We start from the raw sequence: 15,880 nt of genomic DNA, 5'->3' as shown, positions 1-15,880 counted from the left end.
CATTATAGGGAGCTGAACTTTTTACGCAAGTGCTTTTTGAAAGAAAAGTGGTAATTTCTCGCTGTTTGGCTAGAAATCACCCTGACTTGCTATTTTTTAGGCTTTATAATGCAAAATATCGCCATTTATAGGACTTTTTCATGTCGCAATCATTAAGAACGTATAAAGGAATCAGCCCAACCTTACACAACAATGTCTATATAGACCCAGCTTGTGTACTTGTTGGCGACATCACTCTAGGTGATGATTCAAGTGTTTGGCCGTTAGTCGCGGCTCGCGGTGATGTTAATCATATTAGCATTGGCCAACGCACCAATATCCAAGATGGCACTGTGTTGCACGTTACGCGTACGTCAGCAAGTAACCCCAGTGGTCACCCTCTGATAATTGGTGACGATGTCACTATTGGCCACAAAGCCATGTTGCATGGCTGCCAAGTAGGTAATCGTATTCTTATCGGCATGGGCGCCATTATCTTAGATGGCGCCATTATTGAAGATGATGTGATTTTAGGTGCAGGCTCTTTAGTTCCACCAGGCAAAACCCTTGAGAAGGGTTTTCTTTATGTCGGTAGCCCGGCAAAAAAGGCGCGCCCTTTAACGGCGGCAGAGCTGGCCTTTTTGCCCGCATCTGCTGATAACTATGTACGCCTGAAAAATGAGTATATAGAAGAAGAGCTCGCTGAGCTGCCAACCTAAGGCCCTTATAAGGCTTAGGTATGCTTTGCTTATCTAATGATGATCTGCCCCTGTGGGTTGAACGCCTCCTGAGTAATGAGGCGTTCAGCAATATCTTCAATATCAAATCGGCATTGTTCAAATGCAGCAAGTTTATCGCCGATATCTGTGATAGGTAAATTTAGCCAAGCGGCAATTTTATTCAGGCTAACTTGACACTCTATTGCCATTCCCATCTGCTGCGCCGTAAACATGATGGTTTGTTCTGCTTCAAGCCACTGGGCATCATCATTAAACAAGATACTCTGGTTCATTACAGCTCCTGTTCAACTTAACTGTTGGCGTAAGGATGCCAAAACAGGCTCGACTTGCGGCATAACTTTACGCCAATGTTGGAAACTTTTAGCAGCCTGCCCTACGAGCATACCCAGGCCATCGCTCGTCTGGGCGGCATTATGCTGCTGTGCCCACAAATTAAAGGCCGTGGTTTCTTTAGCATATGCCATGTCATAACAAACAGTATGCTGCGCAATAATCCATGGCGGTAATGTTAAGGACTGCCCATTCAAACTGGCAGAAGTTGAATTAATGATGATATCAAAAGCAGTTTGCGGCTCTATTAAGCTATTTGCTGATACCTCACCATAGCGCGTAAATATCTGTGCCAAATCTTCTGCTTTACTCATGGTACGGTTATGAATACACAGTGAAGCGATACCAGAGTTAAGTAACGCCAAAATAGATCCCCGTGCGGCACCACCAGCGCCGAGTAATAGCACCCGCTTACCTTTTAAGTGACCAAATTGACGTTGTAGGTCTGTCACTAAACCAAAACCATCTGTTGTGTCACCATGGATTTCGCCATTGGGTAGTTTAGTTAAGGTGTTAACGGCACCGGCTAATTGCGCCTCTTCGGTTAGCTGATCGCACAGCGCAAAGGCTTGCTCTTTAAATGGCATAGTGACATTGGCACCACACCCACCAGATTGCCAGAATTGCGATAATGAACCTGCAAAATCATCAGTCGGTGCCGCAATCATGGTATAACTAATCGCTTGCTGAGTTTGCTCGGCAAAGCTGTGATGGATATGCGGTGATTTACTATGGGAAATGGGATTGCCAAATACGGCATATTTATCAGTCATTATCGATACAAGATTCGCTTAGGTGTGACAGCGAGTCTACTGCGCTTTGTTGCAGAAACAAAGCCACTCAACCAAATAAAACACAGGAAAACTGCTCATCATGCTGTTTCTAGATTTGCCTAACTTTGGCAGTTCTTATAGTGTGCCGACTATCCAATACGTTTCTAACGCCAGTCACTACAAATGAACATGTTTACCAAACTTCTTAACGCCATGGGGTTAACCAAAGCCGTACCAACGGCCAATGCGACTCAGGCAACTCAAAGAGATCCGCAACAATCTAATGCCTATGATCGTATTGGCGGCGAGCAAGTCATCGCCGCACTTGCCAAGCAGTTTTACGTTCAAATGCAAACACGGCCAGATACACAAGAGTTACTGGCAATGCACCGTAGTCCCATAGCGCAATCAGAGCAAAAGCTATTTGAGTTTCTTAGCGGATGGCTTGGTGGGCCACCCTTATTTGAGCGTAAACATGGCCACCCAGCCCTTAAAGCTCGGCACATGCCTTTTGCCATTGATGAGCAAATGCGTGACCAATGGCTGCTTTGCATGAAAGCGGCAATCGAAATAGAGATTAGTGATGCCCAGCACCAGCAAGCTATATATCAAGCCATCGCCCAACTAGCCGACCATATGCGTAACCAATAAGCCAATATCTAAGCTTATTGGTTAGCATTTACAAACAACTATGGGTTGGCCAACCAATCTTGAGGCTTAAGGTAGTCTCGATATAGTAGCGCTTCTGGGCTATCAGGCTCCGGCGTATAGGCATATTGCCAGCGTACTAATGGTGGCATAGACATCAAAATTGATTCTGTGCGCCCACCCGTTTGTAAGCCAAATAGCGTGCCGCGGTCATAAACCAAGTTAAATTCAACGTAGCGACCACGACGATAAAGCTGAAAATCCCGTTCTCTGTCACCAAAAGGCGTATCTTTACGACGTTCGACAATGCCACGATAACTAGGCAGAAAACCGCGCCCTACGGCCTGCATGAAAGCAAAGCTGTCATCGAAACCTTTTTCATTTAAATCATCAAAGAACAGGCCACCGACACCACGAGTTTCTTTACGGTGAGGCAAATAAAAATAGTCGTCACACCACTTTTTGTATTTAGGATAAACCTCTGCACCAAATGGCTCACAGATAGCCCGCGCTTGCTGATGCCATTCAACAACATCTTCTTTGAAAGGGTAATAAGGGGTTAAGTCAAAACCGCCACCAAACCACCATACCGGGTCGGCCCCCTCTTTTTGGGCGATAAAGAATCGCACATTCGCATGAGTTGTCGGGATATATGGGTTGTTAGGATGAATGACAAGTGACACCCCCATTGCTTCAAAGCTGCGTCCAGCAAGTTCTGGCCGATGCGCCGTAGCTGAGGCCGGCATCGCCGCACCTTGAACATGGGAAAAATTGACCCCTGCTTGTTCAAACACTTTACCTTGAGTCAGTACACGACTGGTGCCACCGCCGCCCTCTTCTCGCTGCCACGAGTCAGCAATGAACGTTGCTTCACCATCAAGCTGCTCGAGACCTGCACAAATATCTTGCTGCAGTTGCAATAAAAAAGCCTTTACCTGTTGAATATCCGGCACGCTCATAGTTTTTCCTTGTGACTAGTTTACTTAACGTAATACCTTACCTGTTAACACATCAATTATGGTTGATGGCTTGGTTTCTTGACCCAGCTCGCCTACCACAACGGCATCAATGTGCTCGCCTAATTGTTCGATCACTTGCTGCTGTGACATTGCCGGTGGCTGGCCTGTTAAATTGGCACTAGTAGAAACCAGCGGCTTACCAAAAGCACGACACAGCTGAGCAACACCATCATGGGCAGAGACTCTCACGGCAATCGAATTAAACTCTCCGCATAACAGCGAAGGCACTTGTTGCGTCACTGGCATAATAAAAGTGAATGGTCCCGGCCAACGTTGTTGAGCCATAGCTAAGCCAGCCGCAGGCACCTTGTCTAAATCGATATAGGGGTGTAACTGCTCAAACTCACTGGCAACGAGTATTAAACCTTTTTGCCAGGGTCGCTGCTTGATCTCGAGTAACTTTTGTAGCGCAGCTTGGTTATCAGGATCACACCCTAATCCGTATACCGCTTCTGTGGGATAAGCAATGACGCCGCCACGATTGAGTGTGTCGACGACTTCACTAGGTTGTTGCAATAGCATTGATAGGAACCCTTAAATTACCAATAACGCGGTAACCGCGTAGTCTCGCTTTTGGGGGAAATTATACAGACATAGCTAATACTCACAACGCTAACAGTCGATATCGTCAATAACCTTCTGATATTGGCTATGCTATAGAGCGCGCTTATATTTGCACTGTTTCTTAGGGCATTCAACACGGCTGCCGGCTGCGCCTTTACGCTCCACGAGCAAGCCAAAACCACATTCTGGGCAAGTTTCTGCAACAGGCGGATAATTAATTAAAAACTTACATTTAGGGTAGCCGCTGCACGCGTAAAAGCCTTTACCATATCGATTGGTTCTATGCTCAATATGACCTTTTTGACATACCGGACAGCTGATTTCATCAGCATCATTATTGTCATGTTTCTCGATATGCTTACATTGAGGATAATTGGTGCAACCAATAAAGATGCCAAATCGCCCCGACTTAACTGCGAGTTCGTTACCACAATCAGGACATTGTGAACCTTCAATCACTTGAGTTTCAATCGACTCATGTTGCACTAAGGGGCGAGTGTAATCACAGGTAGGGTAATTGTTGCAGCCAATAAACCCCCCATGCTTGCTGTTTTTTACCGACAGTTCGCAACCGCACTTAGGACACAGCTCGTACTCTTTTTCGAGCGCATGTTCATGTGAGCTAAACAATTCATGATCAATTTTAGACATGGAGTATCCTGACGGCTAAGCCACTAGTATAGCGACATTGGTGGATATTTTATCAAGCAAAGCCCAGTGTGGGAATTAAATAGCACTAGGTTTCTCCTTTAGATGAAGATATATTGTATGCAAAAATAAAAAGGAGTCCCTATGTTTCGTCGCTCACTCATTGCATTAGCTATCTGTAGCCCATTGATTATGTCTACATCTGGGTGCAGTTCAACCACACCAGTTACTCACCCCGCAGTAAAAGCAGATAACAGCACGATAAGCGCTGTTGCTCAGCTGACACCACAGGCGCTGTTTAGCAGCGAACAGGCACTGATTAACCGCGCTACTTTCGACCAAATGCTATTAGCTATAGCCGATCCAGACAGCAGCAACGAAACCTTAGATACCGCGCTATATTATCTGCGTGCTTATAGCTACTTTGGCGACACCAAAGCATTGACGACCAAAGAGGCGCAACAACTCACTGCCGCACTTCTTGCATTAAGTGAAAACAAAACCCTAAACGCACGATTACAGGAACACTTTGCGGTTACAATTTATCGTTATTACGACAATAATGATTGGAGTGAGCAATTAGCGCCATTATTGCCTCAACTAGGACAACAGCTACAAACACTGGGTAACAGTAGCAGCACAACAGCCAACGATTACGCCTTGTGGGAAACAATTCGTGCCTATGGTTTGCTATTCAATAAGGCCCGCAAAGATACCGACGGTAGTTTAAATGCCTTAGTCACCCAAGATGAAGTGATACAACCGCTTCTGAGTTATACACGTAACGATTCCAGTATTAGACAGCAAGATGACTGGGCTAAGGCCAACAGTTATTGGGCACTCGGTTTATACCGCTTGGCCCTGCCCGCTAGCGACACCGACCAACCAACAGCAGCCGAACAAGCAATTGACGATGCAACCAAAGAGATAGCCTTGGCCGACATAGCTATTCGCGGAGAGCAGGCCAAAACTACCTACACCTTGGGTTATCATGTTAACGCTTTTGCAGGTCAAGAAGCGTGCGAGCAACAAACTGATGTCTGTGCCATACCTGAGCTAGAAACCGTTCTTCCCATTGAGCATCATTGCTCAGACAGCTTGTTCATCTTAGCTCAAGATCTTAATGAGCAAGAACTGGCCATTAGCTGCGAAAAACTCACGTCACAAGAATCAGACTTCCACGAACTACTAGAAACCAATATGCAGCCCACAGCGAATGATTACAACGAAGCGTTGCGCGTGGTGGCTTTTAAAAATTGGAGTCAGTACAACGCCTACGGTCAGCTATTGTTTGATATCCGCACCGATAATGGCGGCATGTACATTGAAGGCACCCCATCTAAGCCAGGCAATCAAGCCACCTTCTTTGCTTTCCGTCAATTTTGGATTGAGCCGGAGTTTGCTATCTGGAACTTAAACCATGAGTACGTGCACTATCTTGATGGCCACTTTGTTAAATATGGTGGTTTTGGCCACTTCCCATCTAAATTAGTCTGGTGGGCAGAAGGTCTAGCAGAGTACATAGCTAACGGCAATGACAACCCATCAGCTTTAAGGGTGATAAAAAAGAAACTTGCTGAGGCGCCTGATCTTGCCACTATTTTTGCAACCGAATATAAAGATGGAGTCGATCGCACTTATAGGTGGAGCTACATGGCGATTCGCTTTTTAGCAGAACACCATAGAAACGATCTAGTCCAGCTAAGCAAATATTTAAAAACGGACTATTTTGAGGGCTATGAATTGTTACTTGAAGACTTATCTGCTCATCAAGCACAATTTGCCGCCTGGTTACAGGTACAGGTGGATAATTTCGAAGACGCTGAACAAGATAAACCCAAGATCAATAAGATTAATCGCTACGCTTATCGGGATTACTTGATGCCTGCTCACCTAAGCATCAACTCGCAACATCAGCACTATTAAGCAGCCACTTAAGATCTAAAAAGGAGGCTTAGCCTCCTTTTTTTAGCATTGCTTATGAATGTAATCGACCGTCTGGTTGCTCAAAAATAAGGTCTTCCATTTGCTCGTAGGCAGACTCGTTGCCCGGTGCATTAAACAGCACCATAAGTATCACCCACTTTAGATCTTCTAACACTAAAGCCGGCTCATCGAGCTCCATCACTCTATCAATCACCATTTCACGGGTTTCGACACTCAGCACTTTGATTTGCTCTAAAAACAGCAAAAAACCGCGTGACTCGACATCGAGTTTATCCATTTCCGCTTGAGTGTAGATACGAAATGAATGTTGATCATGATTGCATAGATAAGGTTGATCGCCCTCTTGCAGCGAAGCTAGATGCTCCAACCACGCTAAAGCTTTAATTATTTCAGATTGATGGAACCCCGCCCGCGTTAACTCTTGGGTTAGCTCATCTTCATCAACCAGAAGTTCAACCTCACTATGAACATAGTTTTCAAATAGATACATGAGGATATCAAACATGGCTAGCTCCTCTTAAGTCTTATATAACCACCGGGTACCGCTGAAACCCAACCTTGTAGTTCAAGTTCAAGCATTTGCTCTAGTACTAGCTCTATCGTTTTTCCACTATGCTCAACTACAACATCTAATGGTGTAGTCTCATATCCTACACTAGCTAACAGCGGGGCAAATGGCAAATCACAAGCTATTTCCTCCCCTATATGGTGACGCCGATGCAACTCTTCAAGGTGAGATTGCGATAAAGTAGTGATCTCTTCAATTATATCGGCAACACCATCGACTAATTTAGCGCCCTGTTTGATTAAGTCGTGGCAACCTTGGTGATAACCATCAAGAATGTTGCCCGGAACAGCAAATACCTCTCGGCCTTGTTCCATCGCTAACCTCGCCGTGATCAGCGAACCGCTTTTACGATTAGCTTCAATAACAACTGTGCCTAAGCTCATGCCACTAATAATACGGTTTCGTTTAGGAAAGTTGCCCGCATAAGGCTTAGTACCGGGCCAAAACTCGCTCACCACACACCCATTCGCAAGTAAACTTTTATACAAACTGTTGTGACGTTTAGGGTAGACAATATCGACGCCAGTTCCCAATATTGCAGCTGTAGCGCCCTCAATATCCAATGCAGCCTGATGTGCAGCGCCATCAATCCCAGCCGCCATACCACTGGTGACCAGATACCCCTCAGTAGCCAAAGCCTTCGACAATTGGTAGCTCGTTTCACAGCCGCTACGACTCACAGCCCGACTGCCGACAATGGCGATTGAAGGCTGCAAAAGACGAGCGGGTTCGCCAATAACAAACAACACCGTTGGTGGGTCGCTAATTTGATTAAGTAGTGGAGGATAACAGGGGTGAGTTGGGTAGAGGATATGATGTTGCGGATGGCTTTCTTGCCAAGCTAATGCCAATTGCTGACGTTTTTCATCCAAGCGTAAGCCACGCTTTAACAGAGATTCTGGCACCGGTAAGGCATGGTGTTCATGCAGTAGTCGGTGCCTTAGCTCTTCAACGTCCATGTTATGTAACAGCTGTTTAATCCGAGCAGGTCCTAGCCCAGAAACTGATGAAACAACTAGCCAATCGACCAGTGGGTCTGTTATTTACTCTCCTTGTAAATGTGTTGGCTGAATTAGCTTATCTTGCACTCTCACAGGTTTTTCATTAACCACAATCAAGCCTAAACTGACATTATCGAATACCTTAAATACCATCAGCTCACCACGATAAATATCTGGCATTTTGATTGCGTTATCCGAAGAGACGTATGACAACATATCTTCGTAGGTGCTGCGATCGTGCGGTTGCACTGGCTCACCATCGCCATTAATTACAACACCAACACCGTCGCGGTAAATGGAAAACACGTGCCCAGGCTCGACGCCATCTTGGGTGCCACGATCTACATACACCACATCAAGCTTACCCATTTCACGAACATCTTTCTCAGATGCCAGTACGGTAGCGGGCTCGGCTAACTGCGCCGGTGTGGGCATAAAGTAAGCCGACATCAAGGCTTCATCCTCAATGGGCAATACCCGATAACCCGCCTTGGTTTCTCTGAGATTACTTAAAAGCTTCACTTTCGAAACTGGACCAGACTCAATCACGCGGCCACTGGCGGTTAAAATGGCCTCTTGCCCTAAAACTATGCCATCTGACTCACGGCTAAACTCACGGCCAGCATGATAAATACCTACCTTTTGTCCAAGTAACATTTCACTTTGAACATAAACGATATCACCCACTACATGATGTTTAGATGGACTCTCACCACCCAGCACCATAGGTTGCTCGGCTAACCATTGGCCATCTACAACACGGTTTTGTACTAAGTAAGGACTAATGAGTGATAAATCGACCGCAGGAATGGCGCCATCTTTTGGCATCACTCGGCCTTGCGGGCTTTTGCGAATATGCGGTTTCACCACCAGCCGAGGTTCACCATCAATAAATACTAAGGTGAGAACATCACCTGGGTAAATGAGATGAGGGTTAGCGATTTGAGGGTTTACGCCCCACAAACTTGGCCAACGCCATGGGTCATTAAGAAAATGCCCGGAAATATCCCACAATGTATCCCCTTTTTTCACTACGTAGTGATCGGGGTGGCCAGATTTGAGTGTAAGAGTGTCAGCGAACAATAAAGTACTATTAAGTATCAGTAAACCGAGTAAAAGTAGTCGTTTCATCGGGGTATCCATGCTGTTTTTTGCTTCTTCCTAAACCACTTTCCTAACAGAAAGCACATTGTTGATATAACTAGTTTAGGCTTATATGGAGCTTTTGCTGTTATTGATAGCCATGAAGGATTAAAATTAACCTTATAGCTTAAGTCAGTATAACCAACTGGCACAGATTTGACAGACTTGTTAAGAGTTTATATATGAGTTTACTAAAAGTACTAAGATTTCCAGATGAGCGATTACGAACAGTCGCTGAGCCGATCACCGAGTTTAACGCTGCATTACAGACTCAAATCGACAATATGTTCGAAACTATGTATGAAGAAAAGGGTATTGGGCTAGCAGCTTCGCAAGTCGATTACCACCATCAGCTGATTGTTATGGATCTGCAAGATGAGATTGAACGTCCTAAAGTATTCATCAATTTAGAGATCACCGAAAAAAGTGGTGAGTTTACTAATGAAGAAGGCTGCTTATCGGTACCTGGCATCTATGCTAAGGTCGATCGCGCCGAGTTCGTTACCATTAAAGCACTTGATCGTGACGGTAATGAATTTACGTTAGAAGCCGATGGCCTATTTGCAATTTGCCTACAACACGAGCTCGACCACCTTAATGGTAAGTTATTTGTCGATTACTTATCGCCACTTAAGCGCCAACGCATTAAGCAAAAGCTAGAAAAAGCCGCACGATTGGAAGCTAAACAAGGGTAATCGATTTGAAACCACTAAATATCATTTTTGCTGGCACACCGGATTTTGCTGCGCGTCATTTACAGGCACTGATCAATTCCGAACACAATGTCATTGGCGTCTACTCTCAACCGGACCGCCCTGCTGGGCGCGGTAAGAAGCTGCAAGCAAGTCCGGTAAAACAGTTAGCACTACAACACGACATTGCAGTGTATCAACCTAAAAGCCTGCGTGATGCTGATGCGCAGGCCGAGCTTGCTGGGTTAAATGCCGACATTATGGTGGTGGTTGCTTATGGTTTAATATTGCCACAAGTGGTGTTAGACACGCCGAAACTTGGGTGCATCAATGTCCATGGCTCAATACTGCCTCGTTGGCGCGGTGCAGCACCGATTCAAAGAGCGTTATGGGCAGGCGATACACATACTGGCGTAACCATTATGCAAATGGATATTGGACTCGATACCGGCGCCATGCTGCTGAAAACTTCACTCCCTATAGAAGATACAGATACCTCAGCATCCTTATATGAAAAACTGGCAGCGCAAGGCCCTGACGCACTCATTGAAGCCCTAACTTGTTTAGCCGCAGGAACCTTAACCGCTGAAGCTCAAGATGAAGCGCAAGCTAACTATGCAGAGAAACTCAGCAAAGAAGAAGCCTTGATTGATTGGCACAAACCCGCGGTTAACTTGTGGAGAGAAATCCGCGCATTTAACCCTTGGCCGGCGAGCCACTTCAGTCATCAAGGTGCCACTATAAAAGTGTGGCAAGCAAGCGTGAGCAATACCGTTAGCGACGCGAGCCCAGGCACCATTGTTAGCGCAGATAAGCACGGTCTTTGCGTGGCAACCACAGAAGGTACCTTGTGTATTGAGATCATGCAGCTTCCAGGCAAAAAGGCCATGCCGGTGGCGGATATCCTCAACTCACGTGCCGATTGGTTTATCCCCGGCACTCGTTTTGATGTTGAGGAAAATGCATGATGAACATTCGCGCACTGGCGGCCCTAGTCGTTTTTCAAGTATTAGAAAAAGGCAGTTCACTTTCAGTTGCCCTGCCTGAGCAGCAACAAAAACTCGATAGTGGCAAAGATAAGGCCCTATTAGCTGAGCTTTGTTACGGCGTGATGCGTCAATTACCGCAGCTGGACAAACTTGTTAGTGACTGCATGAGCAAACCACTAAAAGGCAAGCAGCGTATTATTCATCAGCTATTACTTGTGGGTTGTTATCAGCTTTACTTCACTCGTATTCCTAGCCACGCGGCTATTTCAGAAACTGCGGAAGCCTGCCGCAAGCTTAAGTTTGAAGGGCTAGTTAAAGTCGTTAATGGCGTCTTGCGTAACATTCAACGCCAAGAGAAACCACTGCCAACAGATAACGACACACTAGCCTACAACACACCAGCCTGGATTATTAAGAAGCTTAAAGCCGCTTATCCAGATAACTGGCAACAAGTGATAGAACAAAGCCATCAGCGTCCACCAATGTGGTTACGTAATAATGCGCGCTCGCAAAGTCGTGAAAACTATTTAGCCCGTTTAACTGATGCTGACATTGCAGCAACAGCTGGCGCAAGTCACAATGCGATTTTACTTGAACAAGCTAAAGATGTGGCCTTGTTACCCGATTTTGAACAAGGCGCTGTATCTGTACAAGATGGCGCTGCCCAATGGGCTGCTGAATTACTTGCACCGCAAGATAATGAACTAATTTTAGATGCTTGTGCGGCTCCCGGCGGCAAGAGTTGTCATATTCTAGAGTCTGCCAATGACGTTAATTTAGTTGCGGTTGATTTTGATGCCAAACGTTTACAACGGGTCGAACAGAACCTGCAGCGCTTATCTTTACAAGCTCAGGTTATCCATGGCGATGCCGCAGCGATTGACACTTGGTGGCAAGGTGAAAAATTTGACCGCATTTTGCTCGATGCTCCCTGCTCTGCTACGGGCGTGATCAGACGCCACCCAGATATCAAATGGTTAAGAAAACAAAATGACATTGATGCGTTGGCACAATTGCAATCACAAATTCTTGATCATTGCTGGCAGTGGCTTAAGCCAGGTGGCACACTGCTTTATGCAACTTGCTCTATTTTACCGCAAGAGAATGCCGAGCAAGTGAGCGCCTTTTTAGCTAGAACCGCCGACGCAGAGCTTATCGCGATTGAACAACAATCCGATAGCGACGCCATTGGCTGGCAAATTGTCCCTGGGCAGGACAATATGGATGGATTCTATTACGCACGCCTAAAAAAAGGATAACGCGCAAGCATGAAAATTATCATTTTGGGGGCAGGCCAAGTTGGCGGCACATTAGCTGAAAACTTGGTCGGTGAAAACAACGACATCACCATTGTCGATAATGATCGCGACCGCCTGCGGTCACTGCAAGATAAGTATGACTTGCGAGTTATTTGTGGCCATGGTGCCCACCCTAGCGTACTAAAAGATGCTGGGGCCGAAGATGCCGACATGTTAATTGCGGTCACCAATAGCGATGAATGTAATATGGCCTCATGCCAAATTGCCTATTCGTTATTTGGTACTCCCACCAAAATTGCCCGAATTCGTTCAGAGCAATACCTTGCCCTTAAAGATAAGCTTTTCATCAACAGTGAAATTAAACACAGTGAAAGTCGCCCCCGCGGCGGCTTTATCATTGATGAACTGATCGCCCCAGAGCAACTTGTCACCTCTTATATTCGCCGCTTAGTTGAGTATCCCGGTGCACTACAAGTACTTGAGTTTGCCGAGGGTCGCCTCAGTTTAGTGGCTGTACGCGCTTATTATGGTGGACCACTAGTCGGCAATGCTTTGGCAGCACTGCGTGAACATATGCCCAATATTGATACCCGGGTAGCCGCAATTTTCCGCCAAGGTCGTCCGATCATGCCGCGTGGCACCACGATCATTGAAGCCGACGATGAAGTGTTCTTCGTCGCCGACAGTCGCCACGTCCGGGCTGTCATGAGTGAGATGCAAAAGCTTGATAACTCCTACCGCAATATTATGATTGCCGGCGGTGGTAATATCGGTTTAGGCCTAGCCAAACAGTTACAGCGTAATCACTCTGTAAAACTGATTGAACATAGACAAGAACGCGCCGAAGCGCTGAGTGAAAAGCTGGAAAATACCACAGTGTTTTGTGGCGATGCCTCAGACCAAGAATTATTACTCGAAGAACACATAGATCAAACCGATGTGTTTATCGCGGTCACCAATGACGACGAAGCCAACATTATGGCGGCGCTGCTGGCTAAACGTATGGGCGCAAAAAAAGTGATGGTGCTTATTCAGCGTGAAGCCTATGTTGATATTGTCCAAGAGGCCAATATTGATATTGCTATCTCTCCGCAACAAGCCACCATTTCAGCGTTATTGACCCATATTCGCCAAGGCGATATTTGTAACGTATATTCATTAAGACGTGGCGCTGCAGAAGCCATTGAGGCAATTGCACACGGCGATGCTGGCACATCAAAAGTGGTTGGCAAACAAATTAGCGAAATCAAGTTACCACCGGGTACGACCATTGGTGCAATTGTACGTGATGAAGAAGTGCTGATGGCCCACGATAAAACGGTCATCGAACAAGGTGACCACGTGGTGCTATTTTTGGTGAACAAGAAGTTTGTTGGCGAAGTAGAGAAACTGTTCCAACCCAGCGCCTTCTTCTTTTAGTAGCGATGCGGTCAGTGACCGCAACAAGGGATTGAGAGTTGATGCTAAATATACGGCCACTGCTGTTTATCTTAGGGGTGTTCCTCTCAACCCTGACCATATTTATGTTTGTGCCACTGGCATTCGCGTTGTTTTACAACGAAGAAACCGCTGGCGCATTCATGATTTCATCACTGGTCTGCGGCACCTGTGCCAGTGCCTGTATGCATCAGGGCCACAACCGAAACCTCAAACTCAATATTCGTGACATGTTTCTGCTGACCAGCCTCACCTGGTTTATTGTCAGTTTATTTGCCGCCATGCCGTTTACCCTCTATCACGGCATTAACTACACCGATGCGTTTTTTGAAACCATGTCCGGTATCACTACGACAGGGTCTACTGTGCTGTCAGGGCTAGATACCATGGATCACAGCATTTTGGTCTGGCGCTCACTATTACAGTGGATGGGCGGCATTGGCTTTATTGTGATGGCGGTTGCGGTGCTACCATTTTTAAATGTGGGTGGCATGCGCCTATTTAGAACCGAATCGTCAGAATGGGGTGACAAGGCCATTCCTCGCACCCAAAATTTAGCTAAACAGTTATTCTATATTTACATTTTGCTGACCGTTTTATGCGGTGTCGCTTACCATTTAGCCGGCATGAACTGGTTTCAAGCCATTAACCATGCCATGACAACCTTATCGACCGGCGGCTATTCAACCTCAGATAGCTCCATGGCGGCTTTTACTCCACAAGCCCATTGGGTAGGCGTGTTGTTTATGGCGGCTGGCGGCCTACCTTTATTGCTCTTTGTACAGAGCATAAGCCAACGTTCAATGCGAGTGTGGCAAGACCAACAAGTGAAAGGTTTTGTGCTGTTTATTAGCTTAGTTTCATGCGGCTTAGCCCTATGGCTATGGCAAGGTCATCAAATGACGCTACTCGACGCCTTACGTCTAGCCAGCTTTAATGTGGTTTCAGTGGTCACCACCACGGGCTATGGCTTGACTGATTACACAGCCTGGGGAGCACTCGCTAATGTCGCGTTTTTATTTCTTATGTTTGTCGGCAGTTGTTCAGGCTCAACCTCTGGCGGCATCAAGATATTCCGTTTCCAAATCGCCTTGTCGATAATGAAAGAGCAACTTAAACAACAGTTTCATCCCAATGGCGTTTTTCGCGAACGCTACAACGGTAGAGTGATCAATGAAGATATCGTGCGCTCATTGGTCACTTTTATTCTGTTATTTTTACTGGTGATTGTGCTGCTATCCATCATTTTAGTGCTCACCGGCCTCGACCCAACTACCAGTTTTTCAGGTGCTATTACCGCTGTGACCAATGTTGGGCCAGGTTTAGGGCATATCATTGGCCCTGCCGGTAACTTCTCTTCGCTGCCCGATATAGCAAAATGGGCACTGGCCATAGGAATGTTATTAGGCCGGTTAGAAATCCTCACCGTTGCAGTGTTATTTCATCCCGGGTTTTGGAAGTATTAGCTCACGACTCGTTCATAAGTGCTGAAATGAAATCTAATCAAGATAAATAGAAACTAGTTAACACCATACCCCATACACTGGATAATCAGACAAGGTTTTACTATCCTCGCAAGCAAGCGCAATGGGTTCAATCACAATGGAGGCGTAGTTGAAGAGTAAAGGATTATTTCTTGGGTACGCATCAAGTGCGCTATTGGGTGTATGGTTAGCAGGCTTGAAAGGCATTGCAGGTTTGCACTTGCTGCAGTCAGCGGTGCTCGCTATTGCCATCATTGCGCTGTTGTTTTTACGTTATGATAAGTAAGCATTTAGGCGCTCTAATTTACCGACTTTGATTGCGAATATAAGTAGGCACCGCCAGCTTCTCATCCAAGCTTTCAAACTTAGGTTGCGTCATCGTACTGATGATATTATTCAGTTCATCATAGCTAACATTAAAAATGCGTGACGCCGTCATTAATCCATTGATGAAACTCTTTTGCTCTCGTCGCTGCTGCAAGTCGCTTGTTGGTATTAAGCTGTACCGTTCACACTCTTTAGAAAGCAACGCCAAAAGCTCAAACTTTTGAGAATCAAATTGATCGCTCATACCGCACTCCCATCAGCCATAGAACCAACATCGATTAATATAACAAATAAAACAATAACCTGCCTATCTCTATGAATAGCCAGTCAGG

At 45.9% G+C, this 15,880-nt stretch carries 18 protein-coding genes; 9 read left to right on the top strand and 9 right to left on the bottom strand.

All coding sequences use genetic code 11. From position 1 onward, the window contains the following. The first annotated feature begins 140 nt into the window (after positions 1-140). The gene (locus tag FLM48_RS00200) at positions 141-698 is read left to right on the top strand and encodes a gamma carbonic anhydrase family protein (protein WP_179022728.1); all 558 of its coding nucleotides are present in this window, start codon (positions 141-143) and stop codon (positions 696-698) included. A 29-nt stretch (positions 699-727) separates the two neighbouring features. Here FLM48_RS00200 and FLM48_RS00195 read toward each other — a convergent pair whose 3' ends face one another. Beyond that, positions 728-991 carry a DUF1488 domain-containing protein gene (locus FLM48_RS00195; RefSeq protein ID WP_028773370.1) on the bottom strand — a complete coding sequence of 88 codons (264 nt, stop codon included), beginning with the start codon at positions 989-991 and terminating at the stop codon, positions 728-730. Positions 992-1,003: 12 nt separating this feature from the next. Then, a complete protein-coding gene (aroE, locus tag FLM48_RS00190) occupies positions 1,004-1,822 on the bottom strand; it encodes a shikimate dehydrogenase (protein WP_179022727.1) in 819 nt (272 codons plus the stop codon). 213 nt (positions 1,823-2,035) lie between these two features. Between aroE and FLM48_RS00185 the strand changes: the two genes are divergently transcribed. Next, a complete protein-coding gene (locus FLM48_RS00185) occupies positions 2,036-2,473 on the top strand; it encodes a group II truncated hemoglobin (RefSeq protein WP_179026229.1) in 438 nt (145 codons plus the stop codon). 38 nt (positions 2,474-2,511) lie between these two features. On the opposite strand, the gene hemF is transcribed toward FLM48_RS00185, so the two are convergent. The 3 genes from hemF to FLM48_RS00170 form a co-directional block, all read right to left on the bottom strand. Then, positions 2,512-3,429 carry an oxygen-dependent coproporphyrinogen oxidase gene (hemF, locus tag FLM48_RS00180; RefSeq protein WP_028773373.1) on the bottom strand — a complete coding sequence of 306 codons (918 nt, stop codon included), beginning with the start codon at positions 3,427-3,429 and terminating at the stop codon, positions 2,512-2,514. A gap of 24 nt (positions 3,430-3,453) precedes the next feature. Then, on the bottom strand, positions 3,454-4,011 hold the full coding sequence (locus FLM48_RS00175) for an L-threonylcarbamoyladenylate synthase (protein WP_179022726.1): 558 nt from the start codon (positions 4,009-4,011) through the stop codon (positions 3,454-3,456). 132 nt (positions 4,012-4,143) lie between these two features. Next, positions 4,144-4,704 (bottom strand): type I DNA topoisomerase, encoded by a 561-nt coding sequence (locus FLM48_RS00170; protein ID WP_028773375.1) that lies wholly within the window; start codon positions 4,702-4,704, stop codon positions 4,144-4,146. 141 nt (positions 4,705-4,845) lie between these two features. Between FLM48_RS00170 and FLM48_RS00165 the strand changes: the two genes are divergently transcribed. After that, complete coding sequence (locus FLM48_RS00165; protein WP_179022725.1) at positions 4,846-6,627, top strand: collagenase; 1,782 nt, start codon at positions 4,846-4,848, stop codon at positions 6,625-6,627. Between the two features lie 52 nt (positions 6,628-6,679). Here FLM48_RS00165 and FLM48_RS00160 read toward each other — a convergent pair whose 3' ends face one another. The 3 genes from FLM48_RS00160 to FLM48_RS00150 all read right to left on the bottom strand — a co-directional run bounded on the left by FLM48_RS00160 (position 6,680) and on the right by FLM48_RS00150 (position 9,360). Beyond that, entirely contained in the window at positions 6,680-7,153 is a 474-nt protein-coding gene (locus tag FLM48_RS00160; RefSeq protein ID WP_179022724.1) for a DUF494 family protein, read from the bottom strand. A 2-nt stretch (positions 7,154-7,155) separates the two neighbouring features. Then, positions 7,156-8,175: a DNA-processing protein DprA gene (gene dprA, locus FLM48_RS00155; protein WP_179022723.1), complete on the bottom strand. Its 1,020-nt coding sequence runs from the start codon at positions 8,173-8,175 to the stop codon at positions 7,156-7,158. Positions 8,176-8,259: 84 nt separating this feature from the next. Beyond that, on the bottom strand, positions 8,260-9,360 hold the full coding sequence (locus FLM48_RS00150) for a LysM peptidoglycan-binding domain-containing protein (protein ID WP_179022722.1): 1,101 nt from the start codon (positions 9,358-9,360) through the stop codon (positions 8,260-8,262). Between the two features lie 182 nt (positions 9,361-9,542). Here FLM48_RS00150 and def point away from each other — a divergent pair, with 182 nt between their 5' ends. From def to FLM48_RS00120, 6 genes are all read left to right on the top strand, one after another. Further along, entirely contained in the window at positions 9,543-10,055 is a 513-nt protein-coding gene (gene def / locus FLM48_RS00145) for a peptide deformylase (protein WP_179022721.1), read from the top strand. Positions 10,056-10,060: 5 nt separating this feature from the next. Next, positions 10,061-11,020 carry a methionyl-tRNA formyltransferase gene (gene fmt, locus FLM48_RS00140; RefSeq protein WP_179022720.1) on the top strand — a complete coding sequence of 320 codons (960 nt, stop codon included), beginning with the start codon at positions 10,061-10,063 and terminating at the stop codon, positions 11,018-11,020. Continuing rightward, positions 11,020-12,300, top strand: a complete 1,281-nt coding sequence (rsmB, locus tag FLM48_RS00135) for a 16S rRNA (cytosine(967)-C(5))-methyltransferase RsmB (RefSeq protein ID WP_179026228.1) — start codon at positions 11,020-11,022, stop codon at positions 12,298-12,300. The genes fmt and rsmB overlap by 1 nt, the downstream gene beginning before the upstream one ends. A gap of 9 nt (positions 12,301-12,309) precedes the next feature. Further along, positions 12,310-13,719 (top strand): Trk system potassium transporter TrkA, encoded by a 1,410-nt coding sequence (gene trkA / locus FLM48_RS00130; protein WP_028773383.1) that lies wholly within the window; start codon positions 12,310-12,312, stop codon positions 13,717-13,719. A gap of 41 nt (positions 13,720-13,760) precedes the next feature. Then, on the top strand, positions 13,761-15,203 hold the full coding sequence (locus FLM48_RS00125) for a TrkH family potassium uptake protein (RefSeq protein ID WP_179022719.1): 1,443 nt from the start codon (positions 13,761-13,763) through the stop codon (positions 15,201-15,203). Between the two features lie 148 nt (positions 15,204-15,351). Next, entirely contained in the window at positions 15,352-15,507 is a 156-nt protein-coding gene (locus FLM48_RS00120) for a hypothetical protein (RefSeq protein WP_179022718.1), read from the top strand. An 18-nt stretch (positions 15,508-15,525) separates the two neighbouring features. Here FLM48_RS00120 and FLM48_RS00115 read toward each other — a convergent pair whose 3' ends face one another. Next, complete coding sequence (locus tag FLM48_RS00115; protein ID WP_179022717.1) at positions 15,526-15,792, bottom strand: hypothetical protein; 267 nt, start codon at positions 15,790-15,792, stop codon at positions 15,526-15,528. Positions 15,793-15,880: the final 88 nt, after the last annotated feature.

Origin of the sequence: Shewanella sp. Scap07 (assembly GCF_013394145.1) — a bacterium.
Lineage (GTDB): Bacteria > Pseudomonadota > Gammaproteobacteria > Enterobacterales > Shewanellaceae > Shewanella > Shewanella waksmanii.
Note: the sequence above shows the minus strand (reverse complement) of the source record. Positions and strands in the feature narration are given on the sequence as shown.